The following is a 26,941-nucleotide window of genomic DNA, read 5'->3' as shown; positions in this document are numbered from 1 at the left end:
ATTCAGGCGTTCTGGCTGCGGTAGGCCCAGCCCACCAGGCGGCGCTCCAAAATGGCAAATACCGCATAGAGGGCAATGCCCATGATTGCGATGAGCAAGAGCCCGCCGAAGACCAGCGGCACGTTGAACTGCGAGCTGGCCGAGGTCATCAGGTAGCCGATGCCCTTTTGCGAGGCGGCGATCTCGGAGATGACCGCGCCCACGAAGGCCAGGGTGATGGCCACCTTGAGCGAAGCGAAGAAGTAGGGCATGGAGAAGGGAATGGAGACCCTGGTAAAGGCCTCGAGGCGGCTCGAGCCCAGCACCCGCAGCACCTCCCGCAGCTCCGGCGGCACCGAGGCCAGCCCGGTGGCCACGTTCACCACGATGGGGAAGAACGAGATTAGAAAAGCGGTCAGGATGGCTGGCACCGTGCCGATGCCAAACCACAGCACCAGCACCGGCACCAGAGCCGCCTTGGGCACGCTGTTAAAGCCCACCAGGATGGGATACAACGCCAGGTTCAGGGGCTTGGAGGTGCCCACCGCTGCCCCCAGCAGCACCCCGGCCACCACCGCAATCCCAAAACCGGCCAGGGTCGTCCAGAGGGTCTGCCAGGCGTGGCCCACCACCACCCCCCAGACCGGAAGCAGCGACGCGATGGCCTGCGAGGGGGCCGGTAGCACAAAGGGCGGAATCTTGAAGAGCCGCACCGAGAGCTCCCACAGCACAAACAAGCCCACGCTCGCCCCGGCGGCAATCAGGGTATCGCGGGTGCGGGGCTTCACGCGCCCACCCCCTTCAGGCCGCTGATCTGGGTGCGCAGGCCTCCGATCTGCTCGCGCAATTCCTTGACGATGTGGGTAAACTCGTCCTCGTAGGTGAGCTCGAGGGCCCTGGGACGGGGAAACTCCACCCGGCGGGCATAGGCGATTTTGCCGGGGCGGGTGCTCATGGTGTAGATGGTGTCGGAGAGGTACACCGCCTCGCGCAGGTCGTGGGTAACCAGAATTACCGTGGGCTTGCGGCTCATGTAGAGCACCTGCATGGCCTGCCACAGATCCTCGCGGCTAAAGGCGTCGAGCGCCGAGAAGGGCTCGTCGAGCATCAGAATTTCGGGCTGATGGATGAGCGCCCGGCACAGGCTGGCCCGCTGCTGCATCCCGCCCGAAAGCTCCCAGACGTGCGCGTTCTCGAAACCCGCGAGGCCCACCGAAGCCATCAGCTCGCGGGCTGCCTCGATGTAGGGCTTGGGGTTCTGCCGGTACTGCTGCTTGTGCTGGGCCGAGACCTCGAGCGGCAACAGAATGTTTTGCAGGATGGTGCGCCAGGGCATCAGGGTGGGGTTCTGGAAGGCCATCCCAATGCCGGCGATAGGCCCCCGCACCACCTGACCGTGCACGGTGGCCTGGCCGCTGCTGGGGGGGCGCAGCCCCGAGATTACCCGCAAGAGCGTAGACTTCCCGCAGCCCGAAGGCCCCACCAACGCCACAAATTCGCCCTGAGCGATGGAGAGGTTGACCCCCTCCACCGCCAGGTAGCCGTTGTCGTAGCGCAGGCTTACGTTGCTAAGCTCGATGAAAGGCATGGTTTGTTCCTTGGCTTAGAGTTTAGCCTGCTCGGGTTGGATGGTCAAAAAGGCTCATCGCGCCGGGCCGGTCACCCGCCGCTCGGCGATGGGGGGCAGGAAGCGCTCACTCCAGACCTGCTCCACCCGCAACGTGGTGTTGAGGTCGAAGGCTTTGGCAACCGCGCGGATGTTGCGCTCCACCCGCTCCCGCCGCACCGAGCCCAGCCCAAAGGCCCGGCTGTCGGCGGTGAGGACGTGGGTGTTGAGGGCCAGCAGCAGCCGCTCGCGCTCGAGGGCCTCGTTGATGAGCCCGTCCCGCCGCTTGACCGCCGCCACGCCCTCATCGGGGTTGGCGATCACATCCTTGAAGCCCTTGACCAGAGCCCGCAAAAAGGCCGCCACCGCCTGGGGGTTGGCCTGGGCGAAGTCGCGCCGCACCACCACCGCGTTGCCGTAGAGGTTCTGGGTGTAGTCGCCGTACTTGAAGATGACCAGATCCTCGGGCTTGACCCCCACGTTTTTGAGGTTGAGGAAGGAGGTGAAGTAAAAACCGGTGATGCCGTCGGCCTGACCGCGGGCCAGGGTGGGCTCGCGCAGCGGCACGTCCACGTTGATGAAGTTGACTTTAGAAGCGTCCAGGCCCACCGCCTCGGCAAACACCGGGAAGAGCCGGCGGCCCGCGTCGCCTGCGGGGGCGGCCAGGGTTTTGCCCGCCAGGTCGGTGGGGCGGGCAATGCCTTTGCCCTTGATGGCAAACACCGCGGCGGGGGTGGTGTTGTAGACCATGAACACCGCCAGGAGCTGGTTGTTGGGGTTTCGGGTGTTGAACTCGATCAGGGAATTGAAGTCTGCAAAGCCCATGTCGTAGTTGCCGGCGGCAATTTTGCTGATGGCATCGGCAGAGCCAAAACCCCGGTCAATGCTCACGTTCAGCCCTTCGGCGGTGTAGTAGCCCTTGTCCTGGGCCAGCAAAAAGGGCGCGGTGGGCCCCTGAAAAGCAAAGTCCAGGGTAAAACGCACGTTGGTGCGCGACTGAGACAGGCCCAGGCCGGTCAGGAATAACAGGGCAAAAAGCAGACCTCGAGTCCACATAAACAAACCTCCCCGGTGTTTTTATACACCTGGGCCGAGTATAGGTAGATGCCTGGCGCAGTGTCAACGGTAGCTCTCAATAGCTGCCAGGGTCGGATGAACGTTTTGAACAGGAGCGGCCGTATTCCCGCTTATTGCTTATGGGAAATGCCCAGGGTGTTCGTATTTTTATAAACACACCCAGGTTCATCCCGCAAAGGCTGCGGGTTCTTTGAGTGCCTGGGCAACGGCCTCGAGGGTTTTGTCCAGCTCCTGCGGGCCATGCGCCAGTGAGAAGAAGGCGGCCTCGAACTGGCTGGGGGGCCAGTAGACGCCCCGCTGCAACAGGCCGTGGAAGAAGGCCTTGAAGCGCTCGGTGTCGGAGGCCACGGCCGCGGTGTAGGTTTGTACAGGCCCCTCGCGGAAGAAAACCGTAATCATGGAGCCTACGCGGTTGATGGCGACCGGCAGCCCGGCCTCGGCAAACAGGGTTTGCAGGCCCTTCTCGAGCGCCGCGCCGTAGGCCTCGAGCCGGGCATAGGGCGGGTCCTGGAAAAGGGTCTCCAGGGTAGCCAGCCCGGCGGCCATGGAGAGGGGGTTTCCGCTCAGGGTGCCGGCCTGGTAGACCGGGCCCAGCGGCGCCACCTGCTGCATGATTTCGGCCCGGCCCCCGTAGGCCCCCACCGGCAGCCCGCCCCCCAGAATCTTGCCCCAGCAGATCAGGTCGGGTTGCAGGCCCAGAAGCTCCACCGCGCCCCCCTTGGCCAGGCGGAAGCCGGTCATCACCTCGTCGGCGATCAGCAGGGCCCCGTACTGGCGGGTCAGTCGGTGCAGGGCCTCGAGGAACGCGGGCGTGGGGATGAGCACCCCCGCGTTGCCCACCACCGGTTCGAAGATCACCGCGGCGATCTGCTCACCGTAGCGCTGGAAGAGGTCTTCGAGGGCCTGGGGATCGTTGTAATCGGCCACCAGGGTCAGCTCGGCGAAGGCCTGGGGCACCCCGGCGCTCGAGGGGGCGCTGCGGGCGCTGCCCCCGCCCCCGGTAAGGAGGCCCGAGCCGGCCTGCACCAGGAGGCTGTCGGCATGGCCGTGGTAGTTGCCCCGGAACTTCACGATCAGGTCGCGCCCGGTGTAGCCCCGGGCCAGCCGCAGGGCGCTCATGGTGGCCTCGGTGCCGCTGCTCACAAAACGCACCAGGTCGGCGCTGGGGTAGGCCTCCCGCACCCGCTGGGCCAGCCGGATCTCCCGCTCGGTGGGGGCCCCGTAGCTCAGCCCTTCGGCCAGGGCCTGCTGGATGGCGGCAATTACCGCCGGGTGGTTGTGCCCCAGAATCATGGGCCCCCAGGAGCCAATGTAATCCAAAAGCTGGTTGCCATCGGCATCCCAGAGGTAGGCCCCCTGGGCCCGCGCGATGAAGCGCGGCGTGCCGCCCACGGCCTTGAAGGCTCGCACCGGCGAGTTCACCCCACCGGGTATCACTTGCTGGGCTTCTTTGAATAACTCCTCCGACCGCGTGATCGAGTGGCGCATGTGCAGAACTTAGCACCCTTTGGCCCTATGGACAACCCGGTGTTACCCGGCACATCCCATGAGGATGTCTCGAGTCCGTTGGGGACAGGAAATTTGCCAAAGGCCGAAGAGGTAGGTGACAGTTTTGTGACACTTTTCTAAGCGTTTTGCTATTGATAATCAGTTTCGTATGGAGCGGTTGGCCCTGATTGGGGTTTCACAGCGGAGGGGCGGGGTCGAAGCCCTGACCCAGTGGAGTATCTGGTGGCAAAACCATACTCCAGAGGTGGCCGCGCTGGCCGCGGAGTGGGTGCCCCTCCTCACCTGCAACCGCAGCGAGGTGGTGCTGGCCCTGAAGGAAGGGGTGGCGCTCGAGCAGGCTCGAGCAACCTTGGTTCCACCCCAGCTTCCACGGGGCTACGCCTACCAGGGCGAGGCTGCCCTGGAGCACCTGGCCCGGGTGGCGGCCTCGCTCGACTCGGTGAACCCCGGCGAGGACCAGATTATGCGGCAGGTGCGCCTGGCCTTCGATGCAGCGCAAAAAGCCGGTAGCGTGGGGCCCCTGACCAGCTTTGCCTTTCAGAGCGCGCTCAAGATTGCCAAGCGGGTTCGCCGGGAGGTGGAGCTGGCCCCGGCCCAGACCTCACTGTTTAGCCTGGCCCGGCCGGCCCTGGAAGCTCTCCTGCCCCGCCCATCGCGGGTGGCGGTGGTGGGTACCGGCGAGATGGGCAGCCTGGCAGCCCGCAGCCTGGCGGCCCTGCCCGGCATCGAGCTTTTGCTGGTGAACCGCACCCCCGAGAAAGCCCTGGCCCTGGCCGAAGCGCTGGGTGCTCGGGCTATGTCGCTCTCCGATTTCCTGAAGAACCCCCCGCCCCTCGAGGCCCTGGTAGCGGCCACGCCGGTGGAGGGTTTGTTCGACCAAACTTTTTTTCAGGGCCAACCCCAGCTCAAGGTGGCAGTAGACCTGGGGATGCCCAGAAACATCGTTCCCGAGGCGGCCAGAGGGGTGGTGCTCTTCGACCTGAACCTGCTGGAACGCCTGGGGGAAGAACGCCGCGCCCGCTTGCGGGCCGAGCTGGCCAGGGCCGAGCTAATCGTGGCCCAGGAGTTGGAGCAGGCCCTGGTCGAGTGGGCCGAGCGGGCCATCGCGCCGGCCATCACCCAGATGCGCGAGGCCTACCGCCGTACTCTGGCCGAGCTGGTGGGTGAGCGGGTGGAACCCGAACTCATCGAGCGGCTGGCCCACCGCTTCGCGCATTTCCCGGTGAAGGGCCTGCGCGGCCTGGCCCGGCGGCATGGCCCCGAGGCCGCCGAGTACTTCCTGCAAGAGGCCGGCCTGCTGGAGGTGGGGCGTGGATAGGGTGCGCATCGCTACCCGCGGCAGCCGCCTGGCGCTGTGGCAGGCGGGCTGGGTGAAGGATCAGCTCGAGCAGCAGGGGGCTCAGGTGGAGCTGGTGGTGGTGGAAACCCAGGGCGACCGGGAGGGCCTGCCCTTTGCCCAGATGCAAGGCCAGGGCTTTTTCACCAAAGCCGTGCAAGACGCAGTGCTGAACAGGGAGGCCGACCTGGCGGTGCATTCGTACAAAGACCTGCCCAGCGCCCGGCCAGCAGGTTTGGAAATTGCCGCCGTGCCCAAAAGAGAAGACCCCCGCGAGATTTTGCTGGTTCGCCCGGAAGCCCTGGACGAAGCTGCACCCGGCCTTCCCGTGCGCCTGGGCGGCCAGGTGGGCACCAGCGCGGTGCGGCGTCAGGCCCAGCTCAGGCAGCTCAGGCCCGACCTGAGCCTGAAGGAACTGCGTGGGAATGTACCGACCCGTGTGGATAAGCTCCGGCGCGGTGAGTACGACGCTATTCTGCTGGCCTATGCCGGCTTGAAGCGGCTCGAGCTGGACTTGAGCGAGTTCTACACCCAGGTGCTGCCCACAACCGTGCTGGTGCCGGCTCCAGCCCAGGGCGCGCTGGCCCTGGAGTGCCGCCAGGACGACCACCCGCTCAAAGCCCTGCTACAACCCCTGGACGACCCCCAGGCCCGCCGCACGGTGGGGGCCGAGCGGGGGCTCATGCAGAAACTGGCCGGGGGCTGTCAGCTGGCCCTGGGGGCCTGGGCCCAGGAAACCCCGCAGGGCCTCAGGCTGCTGGCCTGGTATGGGGGAAGGCGCTACCAGGCGCTGGCCGAAACCCCCGAGGCGGTGGCCGAGGCCGTGTATCGCCAAATTTGTGCAGAGCATCCGGAGGTGGTATGCGCATCGTCTTAACCCAGTCCGAGGGGCGTTTGATGGGCTTGCAGGAGCGCCTGGAGGCGATGGGCCTCGAGGTGCTGCGCCATCCGCTCATCCAGACCCAAACCCTACCCGCCGACCTGAGACCCCTATCCGACTGCCGCTGGTGGCTGTTTAGCAGCGTGGCCGCGGTGCGGGCCGTGCTCGAGCTGGGTACCGACCTAAGGGGCCGCTGCCTGGGCGCGGTGGGCCGGGCCACCCAGCAGGCCCTGGAAGAGGCCGGCAGTAGGGTAGATCTGGTAGCACCCGAAGAGACCGCCGAGAGCCTGGCCGAAGCCTTCCTGGCCCAGCGGCCTTTTGGTTTTGTGGGGCTGCCGCAGGGCGACCGCGCGCGCCCGGTGCTGGCCCAGCGGCTGCGAGAAGCGGGCTACACGGTGCGGAGTGTGGTGGTCTACCAGACCCTGCCCGCGCCCTGGCCCTCCGATCTGCCGGTTCCGGAGCTGGTGCTACTGGCCAGCCCGTCGGGGGTAGAAGGCTTGCCGGAAAGGGTAGGGCGCAGCGCCCATCTGCTGGCCCTGGGCCCCACCACAGCAGCAGCCCTGGCCGAGCGGGGCTTCTCGTACACCCTGGTACCCAGGCCCAGCGTGGAGGCCGTTGTGGAAACCATCCAGCACCTTCGAGGTGAGACATGCTCGACCTAAAAAGCACCGAGATTCTGCCCGAACTTGCCCGGCGACCCCGCAGACTGCGCTCCAGTGCGCCCTTGCGCGAGAGCGTAGCCGAAACCCACCTGCGCCCCACCGACTTTCTGGTGCCGTTTTTTGTGATGCCAGGGCAGGGACTGGCCGAACCCATCGAGGCCCTGCCCGGAATCCGGCGTTACAGCGTGGATCAATTCCTGCTCGAGGCCGAACGGGCCTTGAAGCTGGGCCTGCGCAGCCTGCTGCTCTTTGGCGTGCTGCCCGATACCTGGAAAGACCCCCACGGCAACAGCGCCGCCGACGCAAAAGGCCCGGTGCCTACCGCCATCCGGGAAGCCCGCAAGGCCTTTGGCGAGGACGTGGTCATCTACACCGACGTCTGCCTGTGCGCCCACACCACCCACGGCCACTGCGGGGTACTGAAAGAGACTCCTCGAGGGGTGTGGATTGACAACGACCGCTCGCTGCCGCAACTGGCCGCCATGGCCCTGGCCCATGCCGAGGCCGGCGCCGATTTTGTGGCCCCCTCCGACATGATGGACGGGCGGGTGGGCTACCTGCGCCGTGCCCTGGATCAGGCCGGCCATACCGGGGTGGGCATCCTTTCGTATGCCGTCAAGTACGCCAGCGCTTTTTACGGCCCTTTCCGCGATGCGGCCAAGAGTGCCCCCAGCTTCGGCAACCGGGCCAGCTACCAGATGGACATCCGCAACGCCCGCGAGGCCCTGCGCGAAGCCGCCCTCGACGAGGCTGAAGGGGCCGATATGCTCATGGTCAAGCCCGCGCTGGCCTACCTCGACATTCTGGCCCGCCTGCGCCCGCAAACCCAACTGCCGCTGGTGGCTTACAACGTGAGCGGCGAGTACGCCATGCTCAAGGCGGCGGCTCGGGCCGGCGCGCTGGACGAGGCCCGGGCGGTGCGCGAGACCCTGGTGGCCATCAAGCGGGCCGGGGCCGACCTGATCATCAGCTACCACGCCCAGGAGGCCCTGGCCCAGGGCTGGATTTGAGGAGGCAGGCTTGCGCCACGGCTTGAACAAACTGTTTTCTGCACGAGGCCGGGTCTGGCTGGCCTTTGGTCTGGTGGTGGTGTTCTTGCTGGCCCAGGTGGCCTGGTGGATCGTCTTCCAGCGCAACACCATCCAGGAAAACATCGAGTACGCCGAGACCGCCTGGCTGCAGGAGGCCGCGCTGGTACAGCAGCTCTGGGCGGCCACTGCCCCCGAAAAGCGCGAGGCGCTGAGGCTCGAGCTGCAAAAGGCTTTCCCGCACCTCGAGGTCGAGGGCGAGCGGGTGTATGTCAACCCCGAGCGGCTGCAGGCCTACCGCACCGAGCAGATGCGCCACCTGCGCATGTTTGCCTACGAGGGGCCGGTTTTCTTGCTGGTGATGCTCCTGGGGCTTTACATCATCGGGCGCAGCCTGCGCAGTGAGCAGGAGTTCAAGCGCCGCCAGCAGAACTTTCTGATGGCCGCCTCGCACGAGTTTCGCACCCCCATCAGCACCCTTCGCCTGCTGGCCCAGACCCTGGAGCTACGCGAACTCCCCCGCGAAAAGCAGCTCGACTACCTCAAGCACATGTCCCACGAGATTGACCGCATGGAAGACCTTACCGAGCGGCTGCTGGCCACCTCGAGGCTGGCCCAGGGCATGGGCCAGATAAAGCCTGAACGCCACGATCTGAACCAGGCCGTAAGCCGTTGTCTGGCCCGCCAACAACAAACCCTGGCGGCCCGTGGAGCAACCCTGCACCTCGAGCCCTCGCCCACCCCGCTGCCGGTCGAACTCGACCCCGAGGCCTTTAGCCTGGTACTCTCCAACCTGCTGGATAACGCGGTCAAGTATAGCCCACAGCCGGAAAAACCTATCTGGGTGCGCCTTCATAGCAGAGGGGGGCAGGCGTTGTTGGAGGTCGAAGACCGGGGGGTAGGCTTATCGAAAGGCCAGCTGCAACAAATTTTCGAGCCCTTCTACCGCGTGGGCGATGAGCAGACCCGCCGCACCCGCGGGCTGGGTCTGGGACTTTATCTGGTCAAGAGCATCACCGAGCTGATGGGGGGCCGGGTCTGGGCCGAGGCCCTGCCCCAGGGCAGCCGCTTTGTGCTCAGCTTCCCCCTGGTGGAGGCCCTGGGGGTGGTGGGCGAAAGGAGGCCTGCGTGAAGCCCAAGGTGCTGCTGGTTGAAGATGAACCCGCCCTGGCCCAGGCCCTGGCCGATAACCTCGAGGGCGAGGGCTATGCGGTGGAAATTGCCCCGGATGGTCGCACAGCCCTCGAGCGTTGGGCAGCCTGGCAGCCCGACCTGGTGGTGCTCGACGTGATGCTACCGGGCCTGGACGGCCTGCAGGTCTGCCAGAAAATGCGGGCCCAGGGCCAGACCACCCCGGTGCTGTTCTTATCGGCCAGAGGGGCCCCCGAGGAGCGGGTCGAGGGGCTCAGGGTGGGAGGCGACGACTATCTGGGCAAGCCCTTCCACCTGCCCGAGTTTCTGTTGCGGGTTAAGAATCTCCTGCGCCGCCGGGCCGAGACCCCAAGGGTGGTGTACGAGTTTGCCGGTCATCGCGTGGACTTTCGCGCCTGGACGGCCTACCTCCAGGATGGCCGCAAAGAGGCCCTGGGCGAACGCGAGATGGCCATTCTGCGCCTGCTAATTGAGCGGGCCGGCGAGGTGGTGAGCCGCGACGAGATTCTCGACCGGGTCTGGGGGCAGGAGGTGTTTCCCAGCAGCCGCACCATTGACAACTTCGTGGTGCGCCTGCGCCGCCTGTTCGAGCCCGACCCGGCCCACCCGGTGCACTTTCACACGGTCTGGGGGGTGGGCTACCGCTTCACCCCCTGGCCCGAACTCAAGTCCGAAGCCACCAAGGAGCAAGCATGAATGCCCCGAATACCCAGACCCAAAGCGCCCTCTTCCTGCGGGCGGCCTGGGGGGAAGATACCCCCAGAGCCCCCCTCTGGCTGATGCGGCAGGCCGGGCGCTACCTGCCCGAGTACCGCGCCATCAAGGCCCGGGCCAGCTTCTGGGAGATGGTAAGAACCCCCGAGCTGGCCGCCGAGATCACCCTACAGCCCCTGCGCCGCTTTCCGCTGGACGCGGCCATCCTCTTCAGCGACATCATGACCCCCTTGCCGGCCATGGGGGTGCAGATCGACTTCAACCCGGGGCCGGTGGTGGCCGAGCCGCTGCGCACCCAGGCCCAGCTCGAGGCCCTGCGCCTGCCCGAAGCCCAGGAGATCGCCCCTTACGTGGCCGAGGCCATCCGGCTGGTGCGGCGCGAGCTGGCCGGTAAGCCCGTGGCCCTCATCGGCTTTGCCGGGGCCCCCCTGACCCTGGCTACCTACCTGGTGCAGGGGAGCGGCTCCAAGGACTACGAAGAATTCCGGGCCTTTCTTCGCCAGGAGCCCCACCTGGCCCACCAACTCTTACAAAAGCTCACCGAGCTAACCATCCGCTACCTGCGGATGCAGATCGAGGCCGGGGCCGAGGCCATTCAGCTTTTCGACTCCTGGGTCGGTCTGCACGACCCGGATACCTACCGCACCTTTGGCCTGCCCTACAACCAGCGCGTCCTGTCGGCCCTGGCTGGCCTGGGCGTGCCGCGCATCTACCTGGCGGTGGGGGCCTCGCACCTCTACCCCTTGCTGGCCCTGCTGCCCTGCGAGGCGGTGAGCGTGGACTGGCGCCTGAGCCTGGCCCAGGTGCGCCCCTTCTTCCCGGCCCACACCCTGCAAGGCAACCTCGACCCGGCGGTCTTGCTGGCCCCGCTCGAGGCCATTACCCAGGAAGCCCACAAAGTGCTCAGGGCTGGTCTGGGTGGCCCCCATATCTTCAACCTGGGCCACGGGGTGATTCGCACTACACCCCCCGAACACGTGGCCCACTTGGTCGAGGTGGTGCATCAGTTCAACCGACACAGCGAGGAACCTGCATGAACGAGAAAGAAACCCGTGAGTACAAAGAGAAGGAAACCCGGCGTATGGTGGATCTGGATCCTGCGGGCCTGGTAAGCCGCAAAGCCCCCGACCAGACCAAACGGCAGTTCATGAACTATGCCTTCTTCAAGCTCGACCCCGAGTTCAGAAGGCAGAGCCCCGAGTTCGTGGAGGCAGCCAAGGCCGAGTTTGCCGAGGTATGCGAGCGCTGGGCCCAGCGGGGCGAGGGCTTTATCCTGCGCACCTACAGCCTGGTGGGCACCCGGGCCGACGTGGACTTCATGCTCTGGCGTATCAGCTTTAACGTGCCCGATTTCCAGGCCATGCAGCGCGACCTCAACCGCACCGCCTTGGCCGGGTATCTGAGCCAGCCTTACTCGTTCCTCTCCATGCAAAAGCGCTCCATCTACGTGGATCGCTTCAACCCCGAAGGCGAGGGGGTGCACCTCCTGCCGGGGCAGGGCCAGTACCTGTTTGTGTATCCATTCGTCAAGACCCGGCCCTGGTACAAGCTCTCGCCCCAGGCCCGCCAGGGCATGATGGATGAACACATCTACGTTTCGGCCCCCTTTACCGGCGTAACCCTGAACACCTCCTACTCCTACGGCATCGACGACCAGGAGTTTGTGGTGGCCTTCGACTCCAACTACCCCCAGGAGTTCGTCGATCTGGTGCAGCGCCTGCGCTTTACCGAGGCCAGCCTCTACACCCTCCGCGATACCCCCATGTTTACCTGCATTAAAAAGGACATCCGCGAGGTGCTGGAGGATCTGGCCTGATGGCCCAAATGCTGGGAGAACCCATGAACGTACTCTTAATGGCCTACGGCACCCCTTACCGGCAGGAAGAAATTGAGCCCTACTACACCGACATCCGACGCGGGCGGCCCCCCAGCCCGGAGCTGCTGGCCGAGCTGGCCGAGCGCTACCATCTGATTGGGCGCAGCCCCCTGAGCGAGATCACCTACGCCCAGGCGGTGCGGCTCGAGGCCGCCCTGAACGCTACCCTGCCCCTCTACCCACAGCCTTTTCAGAGTTCCCCTGGCCCCCGGGTGCAGGCCCCCGCGCGGGTCTACCTGGGCACCAAGCACTGGCACCCCTTCATCGCCGAGGCGGTGCAGGCCATGGCCCAGGATGGGGTCAAGCAGGCGGTGGGCATTGTGGCGGCGCCACACTTTTCCTTCCGTAGCATCGCCGAGTACCGCGAGAAGGTGGAACAAGCCCTGGCCGAACTGGGCCATCCTTTCCGCTTCCGGCTGGTGGAGGCCTACCCCGACCATCCGGGCTACATTCAGGCCCTGGCCCAGCGGGTGCTCGAGCAGGTCTGGCGGCTGCGCGAGCCAGGACGGGCCCTTTTCCTTTTCACGGCCCACTCCATACCCGAAAAATCGGCTCAGGATGGCGTTTATCAGGCCCAGGTGCGCACCACCGCCGAGCGGGTGGCGCAAAAGCTGGGTCTGGCGCACTGGGACACCGCCTGGCAGTCGGCGGGCCGCACCCCGGAGCCCTGGATTGGGCCCGATGTGAACGAGCGGCTCGAGGAAGCCGCCGCCCAGGGCTACCAGGAGGTGGTGGTGACGGCGGTGGGCTTCCCCTCCGATCACCTCGAGGTCTTCTACGACCTCGACTATGAGGCCCAGAACACCGCGGCCCGGCTGGGCCTGCGCCTGCTGCGCACCCGCAGCCTGAACGCCGACCCCGACTACATCGAGGTGCTGCGCGACCTGGTGGTGCGGGAGTGGAATGCTTTTGAGCTGCCCGAAGCGGAAACGGCAGGACAGCATGGCTAGCGTGGTGGTGGTGGGGGGTGGGGCGGCGGGGCTTTCGACGGCCTATTACCTGCACCGGGCCGCACCGCATCTGCACATCACCCTGCTCGAGGCCGATGCCCGCCTGGGCGGCAAAATAACCACCGTCGCCGAGCAGGGCTTCGTGCTGGAGGGCGGCCCCGATGCGGTGGTGCGCTACAAGCCCTGGGCCCTGGAGCTGATGCACCAGCTCGGCCTGGAAAACCAGATTGTGGGCACAAAGCCCGCCCACCCCTCGGCCCTGATTCACGACGGGCGCGAGGCCCTGCCCATCCCCGCCGGGTTGCAAATGGTTATACCCGGCGATCTGAAGGCGCTGGCCCAAAGCCCGCTCCTGAGCCCTTTGGGTAAGGCTCGAGCGGCCCTCGAGCTGCTCCTGCCCAGGGGAACGCCGGACGACGAACCCTTCGGCGCCTTTATCGAGCGCAGGCTGGGCCGGCAGGTCTGGGAGCGGCTGGTGGCCCCGCTTTCGGGTGGCATCTACGGCGGCGACCCCTACGAGCTTTCCACCCTGGCGGCCTTCCCCCAGCTCAAGGCCCTCGAGCAGCAGCACGGCAGCCTGATCCGGGGGGCCATTCAGCAGCGCAAAGTGCGGGGCAGCCGCGAAAAGGGGCAGCTCTTCGCCTCGCTCGAGGGCGGCCTGGGTAGGCTGGTCGAGGCTATACAGGCCCGCCTAGGTAGGGTAGAGGTCAGGCTCCAAACCGCGGTGACCGCTCTGGAGCGCTCCGGTAGCTGGCGCATCCACACCACCCAGGGAAGCCTCCAGGCTGACGCGCTGGTGCTGGCGACCCCGGCCCCCGTTACCGGACGCCTGCTCGAGCCCCTTCACCCTGAGGCTGCCTTGGCCTTGCAGCAGATCCCCTACGGCCCCTCCTCTACCGTAACCTTCGCCTTCGCCAAAGAGAAGCTGCCGTCCCGGGTGGGCCACGGCATGCTCATGGCCGCACACCGCGGTTTCAGCGTGCGCGGTTTCACCTGGGCCGACCAAAAGTGGCCAGGCCGTGCCCCCGAGGGCTACGGCCTGGTGCGTGCTTATTTTTCTGGCCTGGAAGCCAGCAAAGAAGAGCTGGCCCAGCTTGCTCTGCGCGACCTGGCCCGCCTGTGGGGCCAGGTGCCCGAACCTCTGCACACCTGGGTGTTCCACTGGCCGGAGGGCCTGCCCCGCTACACGGTGGGCCACCGGGAACGCGTATCCCAGGCCCTCAGAGCCCAAGAGCTTCCAGGCTTATTCCTGGCCGGCGCGGCCTACCAGGGGGTGGGGCTCCCCGAGGTGATTCGGATGGGGCAGGAAGTGGCCGGGCGGGTGCTGGCCCACATCGCTACGGCGGCTCAGCCTATATAGGCGCCTGCTACGAAACACACAGCTTGAAACGCCCTCCGAACGCCAATTTGGGAGAAAGCTACCTGGCTTCAAGACATAAACCATGGGGATATAAGAGACTGTCTTAATACCCTCCCTCATGCTATAGTCACGCATGGAACTCAGACAAAGCCGCTACCCCAGCGATCTGACCGACCAGGAGTGGGCTATTCTGGCACCCCTGATGCCCCAGCCCTCCGCCGCCCCCCATCGCCCCCGGGAGAATCCCTGGCGGGAAATCCTGAACGGCATCTTCTACATCACCCGCGCCGGCTGCGCCTGGCGCATGATGCCTTATGACCTGCCCCACTGGAAAACCGTCTATCACTACTTCCGTTTGTGGCGCAAATCGGGTTTTCTGGAACAGATACACACCACCCTGCGCGAGCAAACCCGCCGTAAAGCAGGACGCCTGCCCGAACCCAGCGCGGGGATTCTGGATAGCCAGAGCGTGAAGACCTCGGGAAAAGGGGGGTCAGGGGGTATGACGCGGGCAAGAAGGTAAAGGGGCGCAAACGGCATCTGCTGGTGGATACACAAGGGCTGGTGTTGGGAGTCAAGGTGCTGCCCGCCCACCTCACGGATGCGGAGGGGGGGCGAGAGGTGCTGGAGGGGGCCAGGGGGCTGTCGAAGCGGTTGTCGCATCTGTTTGTGGATGGGGGGTACAAGCGCAGGTTTGAGGAATGGGTTCGGCGCACCTTGGGCTGGACGGTGGAGGTGGTGCGCAGGCCGGATGCCAACTTCCGGGGTATTTGGTGGCCTAAAGACCAGCCTCTTCCGGAGGACTTGGAGGAGGAAGTGCGGAAGAGGACGCGGGGGCATCGGGGGTTTGTGGTGATTCCCCGGAGGTGGGTGGTGGAGCGGACGTTTGCCTGGCTGAGCTTCAATCGGAGGCTGAACCGGGACTATGAGCTTCTACCCGAGAGCTCAGAAACCTTCATCCACACAGCGATGATTCGGCTTATGGTCAGAAGATTGGCCTCCTAGAAAGTATTAAGACAGTCTCTAAAACGTCAGTTGGGAGATAGAAAAGCAGAATAAACCTGTGTGGCACGGCAGACTCACGCTAAAGCCTCCCCTACGCTGTAAGGGAGGTTGGAGGGGTGGGTTCCGAGGTCGTTCATGCAATCTTGTGATTGCGTGGACTGGTGCGGAACAAACCCCGCCCTACCCACCCCTACGCGGTAGGGGTGGACTTTACGATACCGCCCGGCTGATTGACGGGTTTTCAACATTCGGCTTAGCTTTTTCAGCTTGTTGGATAACTTCGAGCTGACGTTAATTTACCCAGCACAGCAAAAAGCACTGCACTGGGTATTCGTGGTAAACGCTTTATCCCAAGATCCACAAAAACCTGCCTGGGCGCACCAGGCAGGTTCGCTTGCCTTGAAGGCTAAGGCGCGACGGGGGGCACCTGCACGCCGGTAATGGACACCGACGTGGCTTCCTCGGAGGAGTTGTTGGTGCCGTCACCCAACTGACCTTCCACGTTTCTGCCCCAGGCCACCACCGAGCCATTGTCTAGCAAGGCCAGGGCATGGAAGATACCTGCCGCCAGACCCCGCACGTTCTGGCCTGTGGGTATGCCCAGGACATCTACCGGGGTTGTCTGGTCACCCGCAGTAGCGCCGTTACCGAGCTGGAAGCTGTCGTCATGCCCCCAGGCCTTGACTGAACCATTGCTCAGAACGGCGAGGGTGAACTCGTAGCCCGCCGCAACGCCCACCACGTCCGTAAGGCCCGTGACCGAAACTGGTGCGTTGCTATTCGTGTTGCTGCCATTGCCAAGCTGACCGTGGTTGTTATAGCCCCAGGTACGCACCGTTCCGTCGGCCAGCAGCGCGACCGAGTGGTTGCCCCCGGCGGCGATGGCCTTTACGCCCGTTAGGTTTGGTACAGCGGTTGGTACGCTGTAGGGCGTGTTGTCTCCAGTTCCCAGCTCGCCGTTGGGATTATCGCCCCAGGCCCAGACGCTACCATCGGCTTTGAGGGCCAGGGTATGGTCGTCGCCGGCGGCCAGGGCGATTACGTCGCTAAAGCCAGGAATAAGCGCGGGCGATTCCTGTGAGGCAGTGGTTGTGCCAAGACCGAGCTGGCCCACATCGTTGCGCCCCCAGGCGTAGACGGTGCCCTCGGAGGTCAAAGCCAGGGAGTGGTAGCGGCCCGCCTGAACAGCCACCGCCTTGACCCCTGCGGGCAGGATGTTGTCACGCAGGTTGGGTGCGGCATTGGTACCGCTCGAGTCCCCCGGCCCATCCCCCAACTGCCCGTAATTGTCCCCTCCCACCGTTACCACCCGGCCATCGTTGGTGAGGGCAATGGCGTGGTACTCGCCCAGGGATATCGAGACCACGTCGTTGCTGGGAGAGGCCCAGTCAGGGTTGCTATCGCTGGTGCCGGTGGTTACCCGGCCTAGCTGCCCGTAGGTGTTGTTGCCCCACGACCAGACCTGGCCGTTGGGTTTGATGGCCGCGCTAAAGTAGCCCCCCGCAGCCAGGGTGTTGGCCCGCAGCACCCGCAGGGTAAGGGGGGCGGTGCGGGTCAGGTTGCCGCTGCTGGCCTGCACGGTGAGGTTGTACACACCTTCTGGAACCGTGCGGTCTACTGAAAGCGTAACAGGGCCGGAGGCGCTCAGGCTGGCCGGGCTGAGGCTGATACCACTGGGGGGCGATTGCAGGCTCAGGATCACCGAACCGCTAAACCCGGCTACCGGCGTGAGGGTGAGGTCGAAGTCCGAGAAGCTCTGGCCCTGGGCCCGCAGGGTGCTCGAGCGGGTCAGGGCAATGTTGAACGAGGTTACGGTTAGTTCAAAGCTGACGGTTTTGCTCAGGCTGCCCTGGGCGGCAACCAGCGTAAGGGAGCTGGGGCCGGTGGGGGTGCTAGCGGAGGTGTTAAAGGTGACGGTGAAGTCTTGCGCGGCTGAACCGCTCACGCTGATACTGGCGGGTGAGACCGTAACGCCTTCAGGGGGGTTTTGCAGGCTCAGGTCCACTGTGCCGCTAAAGCCGTTCTGGGGGGTGATGGTGAGGGTGGCGGTAACGGAGTTGCTCTGCACCACTGTTTGGGCTGTGGGGTTCAGGGCAATCTCAAAGTTGGGCTGGGGTACAGCCGTAACATTGAGTTCAAAGCTGGCCGAAGCGCTAAAGTCCCCCTGGCTGGCCTGTAGCGTGAGGTTGTGGGTCTGCACCGGGGTCGCGCTGGTGGTCTGGATTTCGAGGGAGAAGTTCTGGGCTCCACTCCCTGTCACATTCACGCTGCTCTGGCTGAGCGAAACCCCCTCGGGCGGGCTTTGCAGGCTCAGGTTCACCGTGCCGCTAAAGCCGTTCTGGGGGGTGATGGTGAGGGTGGTGGAGGCCGACTGGCCGGGGTTCACCGTTGCGCTGGTGGGGTCGAGCGAGAGCGTGAACCCTGTCACCTTGAGGGTGAGGGCCGTGGTCTTTTGTAGGCTGCCCTGGCGGGCCTGGAGGGTCAGGGAGTGATCCTGGATGGGGGTGTCGCTGGTGGTCGCAATGGTAAGGGGCACGTTTTGCGGAGCCGTGCCACTCAAGACTACCGAGTTCGGCGAGAGCGTGACGCCAGGGGGTGGGCTCTGCAAGGCCAGGTTGACCGTACCGGTAAGGCCGTTTTGGGGTGCTAGGGTCAAGCTTACCTGCACCGAGTTGCCCTGGGCAACGCTCAGGGTGGTCTGGTCCGGCGTTAGGGTTAGGTTGGGCTGCGCCGGCGAGCCGCAGCCCGCCAGCACCAGAGCGGTCACTGCGAGGAGTAAGAGAAACTTTTTCACGATACCTCCTTGCTAAATCAGTTTCATCATAGAGGCTTGGTGATGCAGGGCCAGTGACAAATGCATCCCCTGGGTTCCAAGCACACACAGCCAGCTATCCAACCGAGGCCACCCGCTTTAGACGCTGTAAAAGAACCGCAAAATCTTCTGCATTCTCCAGCACCAGCACCTCGTCCTCTACCGAGACCGCGAAGCCTTGTTCACAATGCGACAGACACGATACAAACTCCACCTCAATCCCCTGGCCCTCCCCGCCAAAGTAGCCTATCCCCAGGTGGGATTGGAGCAGCTCGAGCCAGCGCGCAAAGTGCTTTTCGCCCTCCCGGGCGTGGCAGCCGGTGCAGATGGCCAGGCGCATCAGCTTTTCAGGCGCTCGAGCAGGTACTGGGGCAGCTCCTTTACCGCTACCCGCTCCTGCTGCATGGTGTCGCGGTCGCGCACCGTCACGGTGTCTTGCAGGGTGGTGCTGCCGTCCTGGCTTTTTCCGATGGTGTCGTAGTCCACCGTAACGCAGAAGGGCGTGCCCACCTCGTCGTGGCGGCGGTAGGCCTTGCCGATGTTGCCGGTATCCTCGTAGAGCACCCGGCCAAAGCCCAGGGCCTGCAAATCGGCTTTGAGGCGGCGGGCGTAGCTGGTGATCTCCTCTTTGTTTTTGGCCAGCGGAATAACTGCTACCTTGATGGGGGCCAGGTGCGGCCTGAGCTTGAGCACGATGCGCTCCTCACCGCTCTCCAGCTTCTCCCGGGTGTAGGCCTGCGACAGCACCGCCAGCACCGCCCGGTCTACCCCTGCCGAAGGCTCGATCACAAAAGGTACGAACCACTCTTTGGTCTCGGGGTCTTGTACGGCCAGCTTGGCGGTGGAGTCGTGGTTTTCCAGCACCCGGGCCTGAATCTTCAGCTCGGCCTGGCCCTTGGTGTGGCTGCCCAGGTCATAGTCGCTGCGGTTGGCGATGCCTTCGATCTCCTCGAAGCCCAGGGTGGGGAAGTTGTACATCAGGTCGAAGGTGCGCTTGGAGTAGTGCGAGAGGTCTTCCTTGGGCACGTCCAGCACCCGGATCTGCTCGCGGGGAATGCCCTGCGCCTCCCACCAGGCTAAGCGGGTCTCGAGCCAGCGCTGGTGCCATTCTTCGTCGGTACCGGGCTTTACAAAGTACTCGATCTCCATCTGCTCGAACTCGCGCACCCGGAAGATGAAGTTGCGCGGGGTAATTTCGTTGCGGAAGGCCTTGCCAATCTGGGCCACGCCAAAGGGCAGGCGGCGGCTGGTGGCATCGAGCACGTTTTTGAAGTTGATAAAGATGCCCTGGGCCGTCTCGGGGCGCAGGTAGCCGTAGGAGTCTTCGTCGGCTACAGGGCCAATCTGGGTTTTGAACATCATGTTGAAAGGGCGCGGGGGCGTCCAGTCGCCGGGTGCGCCATCGGCGGGGTCTACCACACGGGCAGTGTTCATGGCCAGGGCAGCCTTCTCGGGCTCGGCCAGCAGACGCGAGACCAGGGCCGCCAGGCTCTCATCCTCATGCAGGCCCATGGTCTGGAACAGGGCTTGCAGCACGGCGGGCTTCTGCTCTTTGAGCAGGTGGTCGAGGCGGTAGCGTTTCTTGGAGACGCGGTTGTCCACCAGAGGGTCTGAGAAGGTGGCCTCGTGGCCCGAGTAAAAAAGCACCAGCCGGTGGGTAAGGATGCTGGCATCCAGCCCTTCCATATCGTCGCGCTCGTAGACGTTGGCCCGCCACCAGGCGGCCTTGAGGTTGTTCTTGAGTTCAACGCCCAGGGGGCCGTAATCGTAGGTTCCCTGCAGGCCGCCGTAGATATCCGAGCCAGGGAAGATAAACCCCCGGCGCTTGCACAGGCTTACCAGTTCTTCCATCGTTTCAGCAGGCATAGATTTCTCCTTTTTGGCTGATTCAGGGTTAGCGGTTGAATGCACTCGAGCTACCGGCTACCCGTCGCCAGCCTGTGCCGGAAAAAAAGAAACCCCCGGCACGCATGCCTGGGGACGAAAGTTGGTTCTTCCGCGGTTCCACCCCAGTTCCTCGAGGTCGCTCGAGGCCCTTTGAGCTGCGTTGAGGTTTGCCCCGCCGCCCTTCACCCGGTTCTTGGCTGCCCGGCTCACACCCTCCCAGGCTCGCTGTAGCGGAACGCCGGGTTACTCCTGCGGTTCAACGCAAGCTACAAGGTAACACAGCGGCCCTTTCCCATCAAGGATTTTGCTATCCTGTAGGGGATGCCCAGGTCGAAACCCCCTGTCAAAACCGAGGTGTCGGTAGAGGAGTTTCTCGCCTTTGAGGCCACCTCCTCTGAGCGGCACGAGTACGTCCAGGGCCAGATTTTTCTGATGGCCGGTGGGACTCGCCGCCATAATCGCATAGCGGTTCGGTTGGGTAGCCTAATTGAGAACCAGGCTCAACAAACAAGCTGTTTGGTGGCAATTGCCGATACCATCGTTCAGGCCGGAAATGCCCTGTACTACCCCGATGTCATGGTCTATTGCCAACCTGAAGAGGATCTGCGCGTGGTCAAAAAACCTTGCCTGGTTGTTGAGGTGCTTTCCGAGCGCACAGCCGAAACAGACCGGGGCGAAAAGTGGCTCAACTACCAGACCCTACCCAGCCTGCAAACGTACATTTTGCTCGAGCAAGACACCATGCGGGCCGAGGTGTTCCGGCGGGCCGAGGGGGGCTGGTTCTACGAGCGCATCGAAAGCGGCCCGCTCAAGCTGCCCTGCGTAAACCTGGAGATTGCCCTCGAGGATATTTACTCTCGCCTGGAATAATTCCAGCTCGAATAGCCCACCACCGACCGAAAAGGGCCTTGCTCCTGCAAAAGCAAGCACCTGCTAGGTTGGGGTGGACGAACCTCATTTGAGCGTCCACCCCAGCTCGAGGTCAGTGTACTAGAACCTGGCGCACCGCCTCCAAAACCCGTCTGGCATCCGGGCGGTAGAAGTGTTCCACCGCGCTAAAAGGGGGGTAGGGGGCGTCCCAACCGGCCACCCGCAGGATGGGGGCTTGTAGGTAATCCAGGGCCTCCTCGGCAATGCGGGCGGCAATTTCCGCGCCAAAACCCCCGGTGCGCATGGCCTCGTAAACCACCACCGCCCGCCCGGTTTTCTGCACCGAGGCCACGATGGTTGGGGTGTCCAGGGGTATCAGGGTCTCGAGATCCACCACCTCCAGCTCCACCCCCTCCCGCGCGGCCACCTCGGCGGCCTTGAGGCAGACCTCCACCATGCCGCCGTAGCAGAGCAGGCTGGCCGCGTTGCCCTCCCGCACCACACGGGCTTGGCCCAGGGGCAGGGTGTAGTAGCCCTCCGGTACCTCGGCCTTTACACCCCGGTAGAGCTTGATGGCCTCCAGGAAAAACACCGGGTCGGGGTCTTCGATGGCCGCCAGCAGCAGTCCCTTGGCCCGCTCGGGCGAGGAGGGAATCACCACCTTGACCCCCGGTACGTGGGCCAGGATGGCCTCGGGGCTGTCGGCGTGCTGCTCGGGGGTTTTGACCCCGCCGCCGTAAGGGGCGCGGATGACCATGGGGACGGTAAAGCGGCCCCGGGTGCGGTGGCGCATCCGGCCCAGGTGCGAAAGAATCTGGTCGAGGGCGGGGTATAAAAACCCGGCAAACTGTATCTCGGCCACCGGGCGCAGCCCGGCCATGGCCAGCCCAATCCCGAAGCCCACAATCCCGCTCTCGGCCAGGGGCGTATCGAAGACCCGCTTTTCGCCGTACTTTTGTGCGAGCCCGTCCGAAGCCCGGAATACCCCGCCCATGGTGCCCACATCCTCGCCAAAGAGCACCACCCGTTCATCCCTGCCCAGAGCCAGATCCAGGGCCTCGTTGATGGCCTGCACGTTGTTCAGGACTCGAGTACCACGTTCGGCAATCATGCTTCCCCCCGCAGATACTTCCAGGCCGCTTGCTGGTCGGGCTGCATCTCCTGGTAAACCTGTTCCACGATTTCCCACGGTTTGGGTTCCGGGGCCTGATCGGCCTCCTCCACGGCGGCTAAAAACTCGGCCTCGAGCGCCTCGCTTAGCGCCGCTTCCTGGTCTTCGCTCCACAACCCCAGGTGCAGGAGGCAGTTTTTCATGCGCAGAATGGGGTCGCGCTTGAGCCAGCGCTCGGTTTCCTCCTCGGTGCGGTAGCGGCTGGGGTCGTCGGAGGAGGTGTGCGGGGCTACCCGGTAGGTCAGGGCCTCAATCAGGGTGGGGCCGCCGCCGGCCCGGGCACGGTTCACGGCTTCTCTGGCTACGCTCCAGACCGCGACCAGGTCGTTGCCGTCCACCGTGACCCCAGGTATCCCGTAGCCGTGGGCTCTTTCGGCGATGCGCTGCACCTTCATCTGCTTGCGGGTGGGCACGCTGATGGCCCAGCCGTTGTTCTGCACCACTACCAGCAAGGGGGCGTTGAAGACCGCAGCGAAGTTGAGCCCCTCGTGAAAGTCGCCCTCGGAGGTGCCGCCATCCCCGATAAAAACAGCCGCAACAGCCTCTTTACCCAACAGGCGCTGGGCGTGGGCCACCCCTGCGGCCTGGGGAATCTGGGTAGCGATGGGGATGTAAAACTGCACCATGTTGACGTTGGGCGGTGCGCCCCAGCCAGCCGGGTCGGCCCGCCAGCTCAGGATGAGTTTACTGATGGGCATGCCAAAGGTGAGGGCGGCCGCACTCTCGCGGTAGCTGGGCAGCAGCCAGTCGTAATCGGGGCGCAGGCAGAGGGCCACCCCCACCTGGGCCGCTTCCTGGCCGCGGAAAGGCGGGTAAACCCCCAGCCGGCCCTGCCGCTGCAAGACCAAAGCCCGCTCGTCAAAGTGCCGGGCGCGGCGCAAAGCCCGGTAGCCCTGCAGCAACTCCGAATGACTCAGGGGCAGATCCCGTAGGGGTTGACCGGTATCGTCCAGATACTGAACTGTTTCCACGCCCATCAGTTTAGCCGATGGTCGGGGATGGGTTTGTGAATACCTCAGGCTGCCTGCTTGAGGTAGGCCTCCAGGCGGGATAGAGCGGTTTCGATCTCCTCGCAGGTTTTGCAGAAGGCAAAGCGGTACAGGCCCTCGGGGGCAGGGTTTTGGATGTAGAAGGCTGAACCTGGAATGGCCGCAACTTTGGCCTCGCGCACCAGGTTCAGGGCCTCGAGCCCCGGCAAGAGCGCGGTGAGGAAGTAGGTACCGGCAGGGGAGAAGGTTTTGAGCCCCAGCGACCTCAGGCCCTGCTCGAGCAAGTCCTTGCGCCGGCCGTAGCTCTCGCGCAGCGCCTGGTAAAAGCCCTCTTTGCGGGCGATGGGCAGGGCTTCGGCCACCGCGGCCTGGAGGGGGGCGGCCGAGCAGAAGCTGCTCCACTGGCGCATACCCGCGATCTGCGGGGCCAGGCCGGGCGGCGTGACAATCCAGCCGATGCGCCAGCCGGTGGCCTCGAGGCGCTTACCGGCCGAGCCCACTGTGAAAACCCGTTCGGGCGCGAGTTCGCGCAGGCGGATGGGAGGCTCCCCGAAGTAAAGCTCGTCGTAGACCTCGTCGCTGATAATCCAGAGGTCGTGTTTGCGGGCCAGGGCCACAATCTGTTCGGCCTCGGCACGGGAAAAGACCGAGCCGGTGGGGTTGTAGGGGTTGGTGAGCAGAAGGGCCTGGGTGCGTACCGAAATGGCCCGCTCGAGCGCCGGTAAATCTACCTCCCAGCGCTCGGTAAGCCGCATGGGAACCATCACCGGCTCGGCCCCGGCGATGCGGGCCTGGGGGATGTAGACGTCGAAGTAGGGCTCGAGCATCACCACCTCGTCGTCCGGGCCGTACAGCGACTCGGCCAGCGCGTGCAGGGCCTCGGTGCCCCCTGCGGTGATGACCACGTCCTCGGGCGAAACCCCCAGGTCTTCGGCAACGGCCTCGCGCAAGCGCGGCAGGCCGATGGGCGGGGTGTACTGGTCTACGGTGCCGATGGCCCGCCGGGCAGCCTCTAGGAGAAAATCGGGCGGGGGGTTGGAGGGAAAGCCCTGCCCCAGGTTGATGGCCCCATGCTGCACGGCCAGGCGGCTCATCTGGGCGAAGATGCTCTCCTTGGAAAGCTGGGTGCGGGGGTGAAGGTGGGCCATGGGTGAAAAAAAGTCTACCGTATCACTGCCTTCCCTTACAGGAGGGCTGTCCTTGGTCTGGAACCAAAGTCTTATCGAATGGGCTTACAAGCCCTGACCAGAACCTTCCCGGTGCGCTCGCTCATCAGCAGGGCTTCCTCGGCGGCGCCTGAGCCTTTGACCCACCAGGAAGCCCGTCCATCGGAGTACTTGACCCCCGAGGCGGCCTCGACCTGGAACAGCGGGCCGTAGGTCTGACCATTGAACACCACCCCCACCCGGTCGAAGCTATTCTGATAAACCGCCCGAACCTGGACACCCCCGGCGCAGCGGTAGATACGCTGCACCACATCGGTAGACTGGGCCAGACCTACAAGGCCGACAAACCAAACCGGCAAGATCCATCTGCGCATATGCCCTCCATTAGGCCGTGAGCAGCTTTATGTAGTCCTCGAGCTTCAGGCTGGCCCCCCCGACCAGTCCCCCATCAATGTTGGGCTGGCCGAAGAGGGCCGCGGCGTTCTCGGGCTTGACCGAGCCGCCGTAAAGGATGCGCATCTGCTCGGAAAAGTCCGAACCGTAGCGGCCTTCCAGCCAGCCACGAATGGCCTGGTGCATGGCCTCGGCATCCTCGGGGGTGGCGGTTTTGCCGGTGCCAATGGCCCAGACCGGCTCGTAGGCAATCACCAGGCTCTGTGGCGAGGCCGGGTTGACCCCTTGCAGGCTGCCCTCGAGCTGCCGCAGGGTGTACTCGACCTGGCCTCCAGCCTCGCGGATTTCCAGCGGCTCGCCCACGCACAGGATGGGGGTGATACCCTGCTCCAATAGACGCCTGGCTTTTTCGGATACCAGCGCATCCGTTTCGGCATGGTAGCTGCGCCGTTCGGAGTGGCCCACGATGGTGTATTGGCAGGCCAGGTCGGCCAGCATTTTTGCCGAAACCTCGCCGGTGTAGGCCCCTTCGACATGGGCCGAGACATCCTGCGCGCCCCAGTACACACCGTGGCCCTCGAGGATTTCCGCAGCATAGGGCAGATGGGTAAAGGGTACCAGCAGGGCCGGTTCGGCCTGGGTTTGGGGCAGTTTATCGATCAGGTCGCGGAACCACATCCGGGCCTCGGAGGGGGTTTTGTGCATTTTCCAGTTGCCGGCTACAAGTCGCTTGCGCATAGGTGACCCAATCATACGGTACGCAAGGCTATATTTTTCTTTCGACCCCGGCCATATAAACATAACGGAATTGCAACCTACCGACAAAAAAACGGTAGACTTCTGTTATGATTCAAAGCCACATCAGCCCTAAAGAGCGCGAATCATCCTTCTTCAAGCAAAACAAAGATGCCTGGGTGCGGCTAATTGCCGATTTTCGCACCTCGCTGGAACAGGTGCGTCAGGGTGGAGGGCCCAAAGCGGCGGAGCGGCAGCACGCCAAAGGGCGCCTCACAGCCCGCGAGCGGATTGCGCGCCTGATTGACCCGGGAAGCGAGCTCGAGGAAATCCTGGGCTATGCGGGCTGGCAGATGTACGCCGACTGGGGGGGTGCGCCGGGCGGCGGGGTGGTGACCGCCATCGGCAAAATTGCCGGTCGGGACTGGATGATCATCGCCAACGATGCCACCGTGAAAGCCGGGGCCTTTTTCCCCATCACCGCTAAAAAGGTGATAAGGGCGCAGACTATCGCCCTCGAGAACCACCTGCCCACGGTGTATCTGGTGGACTCGGCGGGGGTTTTCCTGCCCTTGCAAGACGAAGTATTCCCCGACCAGGACGACTTTGGCCGCATTTTTTACCTCAATGCCCGGATGAGCGGGCTGGGCATCCCGCAAATTTCGGCCATTATGGGCAACTGCGTGGCGGGGGGGGCCTACCTGCCGCTCATGACCGACGTGCTGATCATGACCGAGGGCTCGGGGCTGTACCTGGCCGGGCCGGCCCTGGTCAAGGCGGCCATCGGGCAGGAGGTGGACTCGGAGGCGCTGGGCGGCGCGCGCATGCACGCCGAGGTCTCGGGCACGGTGGACTTCTACGAACCCGACGACGAAGCGGCCATTGCCCGCATACGCGCCCTGGCCGCGATGTATGCCCAGCCGACCCTGGCCCTCTGGGCCGCGGAGCGCAAAAGCGAGGTGGAGCCCTTTCACCCGCCGGAAGACCTGTACGGGCTGGTATCGCCCGACGGCAGCAAGCCCTACGACGTGAACGAGGTGATCGCCCGGCTGGTGGACGGTTCGGAGTTCCACGAGTACAAAGCTGGCTACGGCCAGACCCTGGTGTGCGGGTATGCCCGGCTGGGCGGCTTCCCGGTGGGGATCGTGGCTAACCAGCGGCTCGTGATCAAAAAGCCCGGCAAGATCGAGGTGGGGGGCGTGATCTACGCCGAAGCCGCCGACAAGGCCGCCCGGTTCATCCTCGAGGTCAACCAGCGCTTCATTCCTCTTCTGTTCCTGATGGACGTAACCGGTTTTATGGTGGGCAAGGAGTCGGAGCAGCAGGGCATCATCCGGCGCGGGGCCAAGCTGGTTAATGCGGTCTCCAACTCGGTGGTGCCCAAAATTACCCTCATCACCGGGGGTTCCTTTGGCGCGGGCAACTACGCCATGGCCGGCAAGGCCTATGCCCCCCGCTTTATCTACGCCTGGCCTTCGGCCAAGTACGCGGTGATGAGCGGCAACGCCGCGGCCAAGACCCTGATGGAAATTGAACTCGCCAAGCTCGAGCGCGAAGGACGCAAACCCACCGAGGAAGACCTGGTCGAACTCTACGAGCGCATCAAGGCCCGCTACGAGGAGACCCTCGACCCACGCTATGCCGCGGCCCGGCTCTGGGTGGACGAGGTGATCTTCCCGCACGAGACCCGCGAGCGCCTGATCCGGAGCCTCGAGGTCTGCGCCCTCAACCCAGTGCGTGAGGCGATGCAAATCGGGGTGTTTCAAGTCTAGGGCAGTTTGCGA

General features: G+C 64.5%; 26 protein-coding genes. 13 read left to right on the top strand and 13 right to left on the bottom strand.

Features of this window, described 5'->3' with window-relative positions; genetic code table 11:
- Positions 1 to 2: 2 nt before the first annotated feature.
- The 4 genes from Q0X18_RS07560 to hemL all read right to left on the bottom strand — a co-directional run bounded on the left by Q0X18_RS07560 (position 3) and on the right by hemL (position 4,150).
- Positions 3 to 767: an ABC transporter permease gene (locus tag Q0X18_RS07560; protein ID WP_297560546.1), complete on the bottom strand. Its 765-nt coding sequence runs from the start codon at positions 765 to 767 to the stop codon at positions 3 to 5.
- Positions 764 to 1,567 carry an ABC transporter ATP-binding protein gene (locus Q0X18_RS07555; RefSeq protein ID WP_297560544.1) on the bottom strand — a complete coding sequence of 268 codons (804 nt, stop codon included), beginning with the start codon at positions 1,565 to 1,567 and terminating at the stop codon, positions 764 to 766. Before Q0X18_RS07555 ends, Q0X18_RS07560 begins: the two co-directional genes overlap by 4 nt.
- A 54-nt stretch (positions 1,568 to 1,621) precedes the next feature.
- Positions 1,622 to 2,641, bottom strand: coding sequence for an ABC transporter substrate-binding protein (locus tag Q0X18_RS07550; protein ID WP_297560541.1), 1,020 nt, complete (start codon positions 2,639 to 2,641; stop codon positions 1,622 to 1,624).
- Positions 2,642 to 2,827: 186 nt separating this feature from the next.
- Positions 2,828 to 4,150, bottom strand: coding sequence for a glutamate-1-semialdehyde 2,1-aminomutase (hemL, locus tag Q0X18_RS07545; RefSeq protein ID WP_297560540.1), 1,323 nt, complete (start codon positions 4,148 to 4,150; stop codon positions 2,828 to 2,830).
- Between the two features lie 169 nt (positions 4,151 to 4,319).
- Here hemL and Q0X18_RS07540 point away from each other — a divergent pair, with 169 nt between their 5' ends.
- The 11 genes from Q0X18_RS07540 to Q0X18_RS07490 all read left to right on the top strand — a co-directional run bounded on the left by Q0X18_RS07540 (position 4,320) and on the right by Q0X18_RS07490 (position 15,134).
- Complete coding sequence (locus Q0X18_RS07540) at positions 4,320 to 5,489, top strand: glutamyl-tRNA reductase (RefSeq protein ID WP_297560537.1); 1,170 nt, start codon at positions 4,320 to 4,322, stop codon at positions 5,487 to 5,489.
- A complete protein-coding gene (hemC, locus tag Q0X18_RS07535; RefSeq protein ID WP_297560534.1) occupies positions 5,482 to 6,384 on the top strand; it encodes a hydroxymethylbilane synthase in 903 nt (300 codons plus the stop codon). The genes Q0X18_RS07540 and hemC overlap by 8 nt, the downstream gene beginning before the upstream one ends.
- The gene (locus Q0X18_RS07530) at positions 6,369 to 7,049 is read left to right on the top strand and encodes a uroporphyrinogen-III synthase (RefSeq protein WP_297560532.1); all 681 of its coding nucleotides are present in this window, start codon (positions 6,369 to 6,371) and stop codon (positions 7,047 to 7,049) included. The genes hemC and Q0X18_RS07530 overlap by 16 nt, the downstream gene beginning before the upstream one ends.
- Positions 7,037 to 8,059: a porphobilinogen synthase gene (hemB, locus tag Q0X18_RS07525; protein ID WP_297560530.1), complete on the top strand. Its 1,023-nt coding sequence runs from the start codon at positions 7,037 to 7,039 to the stop codon at positions 8,057 to 8,059. Before Q0X18_RS07530 ends, hemB begins: the two co-directional genes overlap by 13 nt.
- Before the next feature lie 10 nt (positions 8,060 to 8,069).
- Complete coding sequence (locus tag Q0X18_RS07520) at positions 8,070 to 9,209, top strand: sensor histidine kinase KdpD (protein ID WP_297560527.1); 1,140 nt, start codon at positions 8,070 to 8,072, stop codon at positions 9,207 to 9,209.
- On the top strand, positions 9,206 to 9,925 hold the full coding sequence (locus Q0X18_RS07515; RefSeq protein ID WP_297560525.1) for a response regulator transcription factor: 720 nt from the start codon (positions 9,206 to 9,208) through the stop codon (positions 9,923 to 9,925). Before Q0X18_RS07520 ends, Q0X18_RS07515 begins: the two co-directional genes overlap by 4 nt.
- Positions 9,922 to 10,980: a uroporphyrinogen decarboxylase gene (gene hemE, locus Q0X18_RS07510; protein ID WP_297560523.1), complete on the top strand. Its 1,059-nt coding sequence runs from the start codon at positions 9,922 to 9,924 to the stop codon at positions 10,978 to 10,980. The genes Q0X18_RS07515 and hemE overlap by 4 nt, the downstream gene beginning before the upstream one ends.
- On the top strand, positions 10,977 to 11,759 hold the full coding sequence (locus Q0X18_RS07505; RefSeq protein ID WP_297560520.1) for a chlorite dismutase family protein: 783 nt from the start codon (positions 10,977 to 10,979) through the stop codon (positions 11,757 to 11,759). The genes hemE and Q0X18_RS07505 overlap by 4 nt, the downstream gene beginning before the upstream one ends.
- 23 nt (positions 11,760 to 11,782) lie before the next feature.
- Positions 11,783 to 12,769 (top strand): ferrochelatase, encoded by a 987-nt coding sequence (gene hemH, locus Q0X18_RS07500; protein ID WP_297560517.1) that lies wholly within the window; start codon positions 11,783 to 11,785, stop codon positions 12,767 to 12,769.
- Entirely contained in the window at positions 12,762 to 14,129 is a 1,368-nt protein-coding gene (gene hemG, locus Q0X18_RS07495; RefSeq protein ID WP_297560514.1) for a protoporphyrinogen oxidase, read from the top strand. The genes hemH and hemG overlap by 8 nt, the downstream gene beginning before the upstream one ends.
- A 133-nt stretch (positions 14,130 to 14,262) precedes the next feature.
- Positions 14,263 to 15,134, top strand: a protein-coding gene (locus Q0X18_RS07490; protein ID WP_297560511.1) for an IS5 family transposase whose coding sequence is annotated in 2 segments (ribosomal slippage) — positions 14,263 to 14,611 and positions 14,611 to 15,134 — 873 coding nt in all. Because the reading frame shifts where the segments join, the coding sequence is not laid out codon by codon here.
- A gap of 406 nt (positions 15,135 to 15,540) precedes the next feature.
- On the opposite strand, the gene Q0X18_RS07485 is transcribed toward Q0X18_RS07490, so the two are convergent.
- From Q0X18_RS07485 to Q0X18_RS07470, 4 genes are all read right to left on the bottom strand, one after another.
- On the bottom strand, positions 15,541 to 17,928 hold the full coding sequence (locus Q0X18_RS07485; RefSeq protein WP_297560508.1) for a chromosome condensation regulator RCC1: 2,388 nt from the start codon (positions 17,926 to 17,928) through the stop codon (positions 15,541 to 15,543).
- Between the two features lie 94 nt (positions 17,929 to 18,022).
- Positions 18,023 to 18,286: a hypothetical protein gene (locus tag Q0X18_RS07480; RefSeq protein ID WP_297560503.1), complete on the bottom strand. Its 264-nt coding sequence runs from the start codon at positions 18,284 to 18,286 to the stop codon at positions 18,023 to 18,025.
- Positions 18,286 to 19,812, bottom strand: a complete 1,527-nt coding sequence (locus tag Q0X18_RS07475) for a glycine--tRNA ligase (RefSeq protein ID WP_297560500.1) — start codon at positions 19,810 to 19,812, stop codon at positions 18,286 to 18,288. The genes Q0X18_RS07480 and Q0X18_RS07475 overlap by 1 nt, the downstream gene beginning before the upstream one ends.
- A gap of 57 nt (positions 19,813 to 19,869) precedes the next feature.
- A complete protein-coding gene (locus Q0X18_RS07470; RefSeq protein ID WP_297560497.1) occupies positions 19,870 to 20,043 on the bottom strand; it encodes a hypothetical protein in 174 nt (57 codons plus the stop codon).
- Between the two features lie 111 nt (positions 20,044 to 20,154).
- Here Q0X18_RS07470 and Q0X18_RS07465 point away from each other — a divergent pair, with 111 nt between their 5' ends.
- Entirely contained in the window at positions 20,155 to 20,703 is a 549-nt protein-coding gene (locus Q0X18_RS07465) for a Uma2 family endonuclease (RefSeq protein ID WP_297560488.1), read from the top strand.
- A 112-nt stretch (positions 20,704 to 20,815) separates the two neighbouring features.
- Here Q0X18_RS07465 and Q0X18_RS07460 read toward each other — a convergent pair whose 3' ends face one another.
- From Q0X18_RS07460 to tpiA, 5 genes are all read right to left on the bottom strand, one after another.
- On the bottom strand, positions 20,816 to 21,814 hold the full coding sequence (locus tag Q0X18_RS07460) for an alpha-ketoacid dehydrogenase subunit beta (RefSeq protein WP_297560485.1): 999 nt from the start codon (positions 21,812 to 21,814) through the stop codon (positions 20,816 to 20,818).
- Positions 21,811 to 22,851 (bottom strand): pyruvate dehydrogenase (acetyl-transferring) E1 component subunit alpha, encoded by a 1,041-nt coding sequence (pdhA, locus tag Q0X18_RS07455; protein ID WP_297560483.1) that lies wholly within the window; start codon positions 22,849 to 22,851, stop codon positions 21,811 to 21,813. Before pdhA ends, Q0X18_RS07460 begins: the two co-directional genes overlap by 4 nt.
- A gap of 38 nt (positions 22,852 to 22,889) precedes the next feature.
- Positions 22,890 to 24,011: a pyridoxal phosphate-dependent aminotransferase gene (locus Q0X18_RS07450; RefSeq protein ID WP_297560480.1), complete on the bottom strand. Its 1,122-nt coding sequence runs from the start codon at positions 24,009 to 24,011 to the stop codon at positions 22,890 to 22,892.
- Between the two features lie 71 nt (positions 24,012 to 24,082).
- A complete protein-coding gene (locus Q0X18_RS07445) occupies positions 24,083 to 24,403 on the bottom strand; it encodes an MliC family protein (protein ID WP_297560474.1) in 321 nt (106 codons plus the stop codon).
- Positions 24,404 to 24,413: 10 nt separating this feature from the next.
- On the bottom strand, positions 24,414 to 25,160 hold the full coding sequence (gene tpiA, locus Q0X18_RS07440; protein ID WP_297560468.1) for a triose-phosphate isomerase: 747 nt from the start codon (positions 25,158 to 25,160) through the stop codon (positions 24,414 to 24,416).
- Positions 25,161 to 25,267: 107 nt separating this feature from the next.
- Here tpiA and Q0X18_RS07435 point away from each other — a divergent pair, with 107 nt between their 5' ends.
- A complete protein-coding gene (locus Q0X18_RS07435) occupies positions 25,268 to 26,929 on the top strand; it encodes an acyl-CoA carboxylase subunit beta (RefSeq protein ID WP_297560465.1) in 1,662 nt (553 codons plus the stop codon).
- Positions 26,930 to 26,941 lie beyond the last annotated feature (12 nt).

The organism is Meiothermus sp., from assembly GCF_026004075.1.
In the GTDB taxonomy this organism is placed as follows: domain Bacteria; phylum Deinococcota; class Deinococci; order Deinococcales; family Thermaceae; genus Meiothermus.
This window is presented reverse-complemented; position numbering and strand designations above follow the sequence as displayed.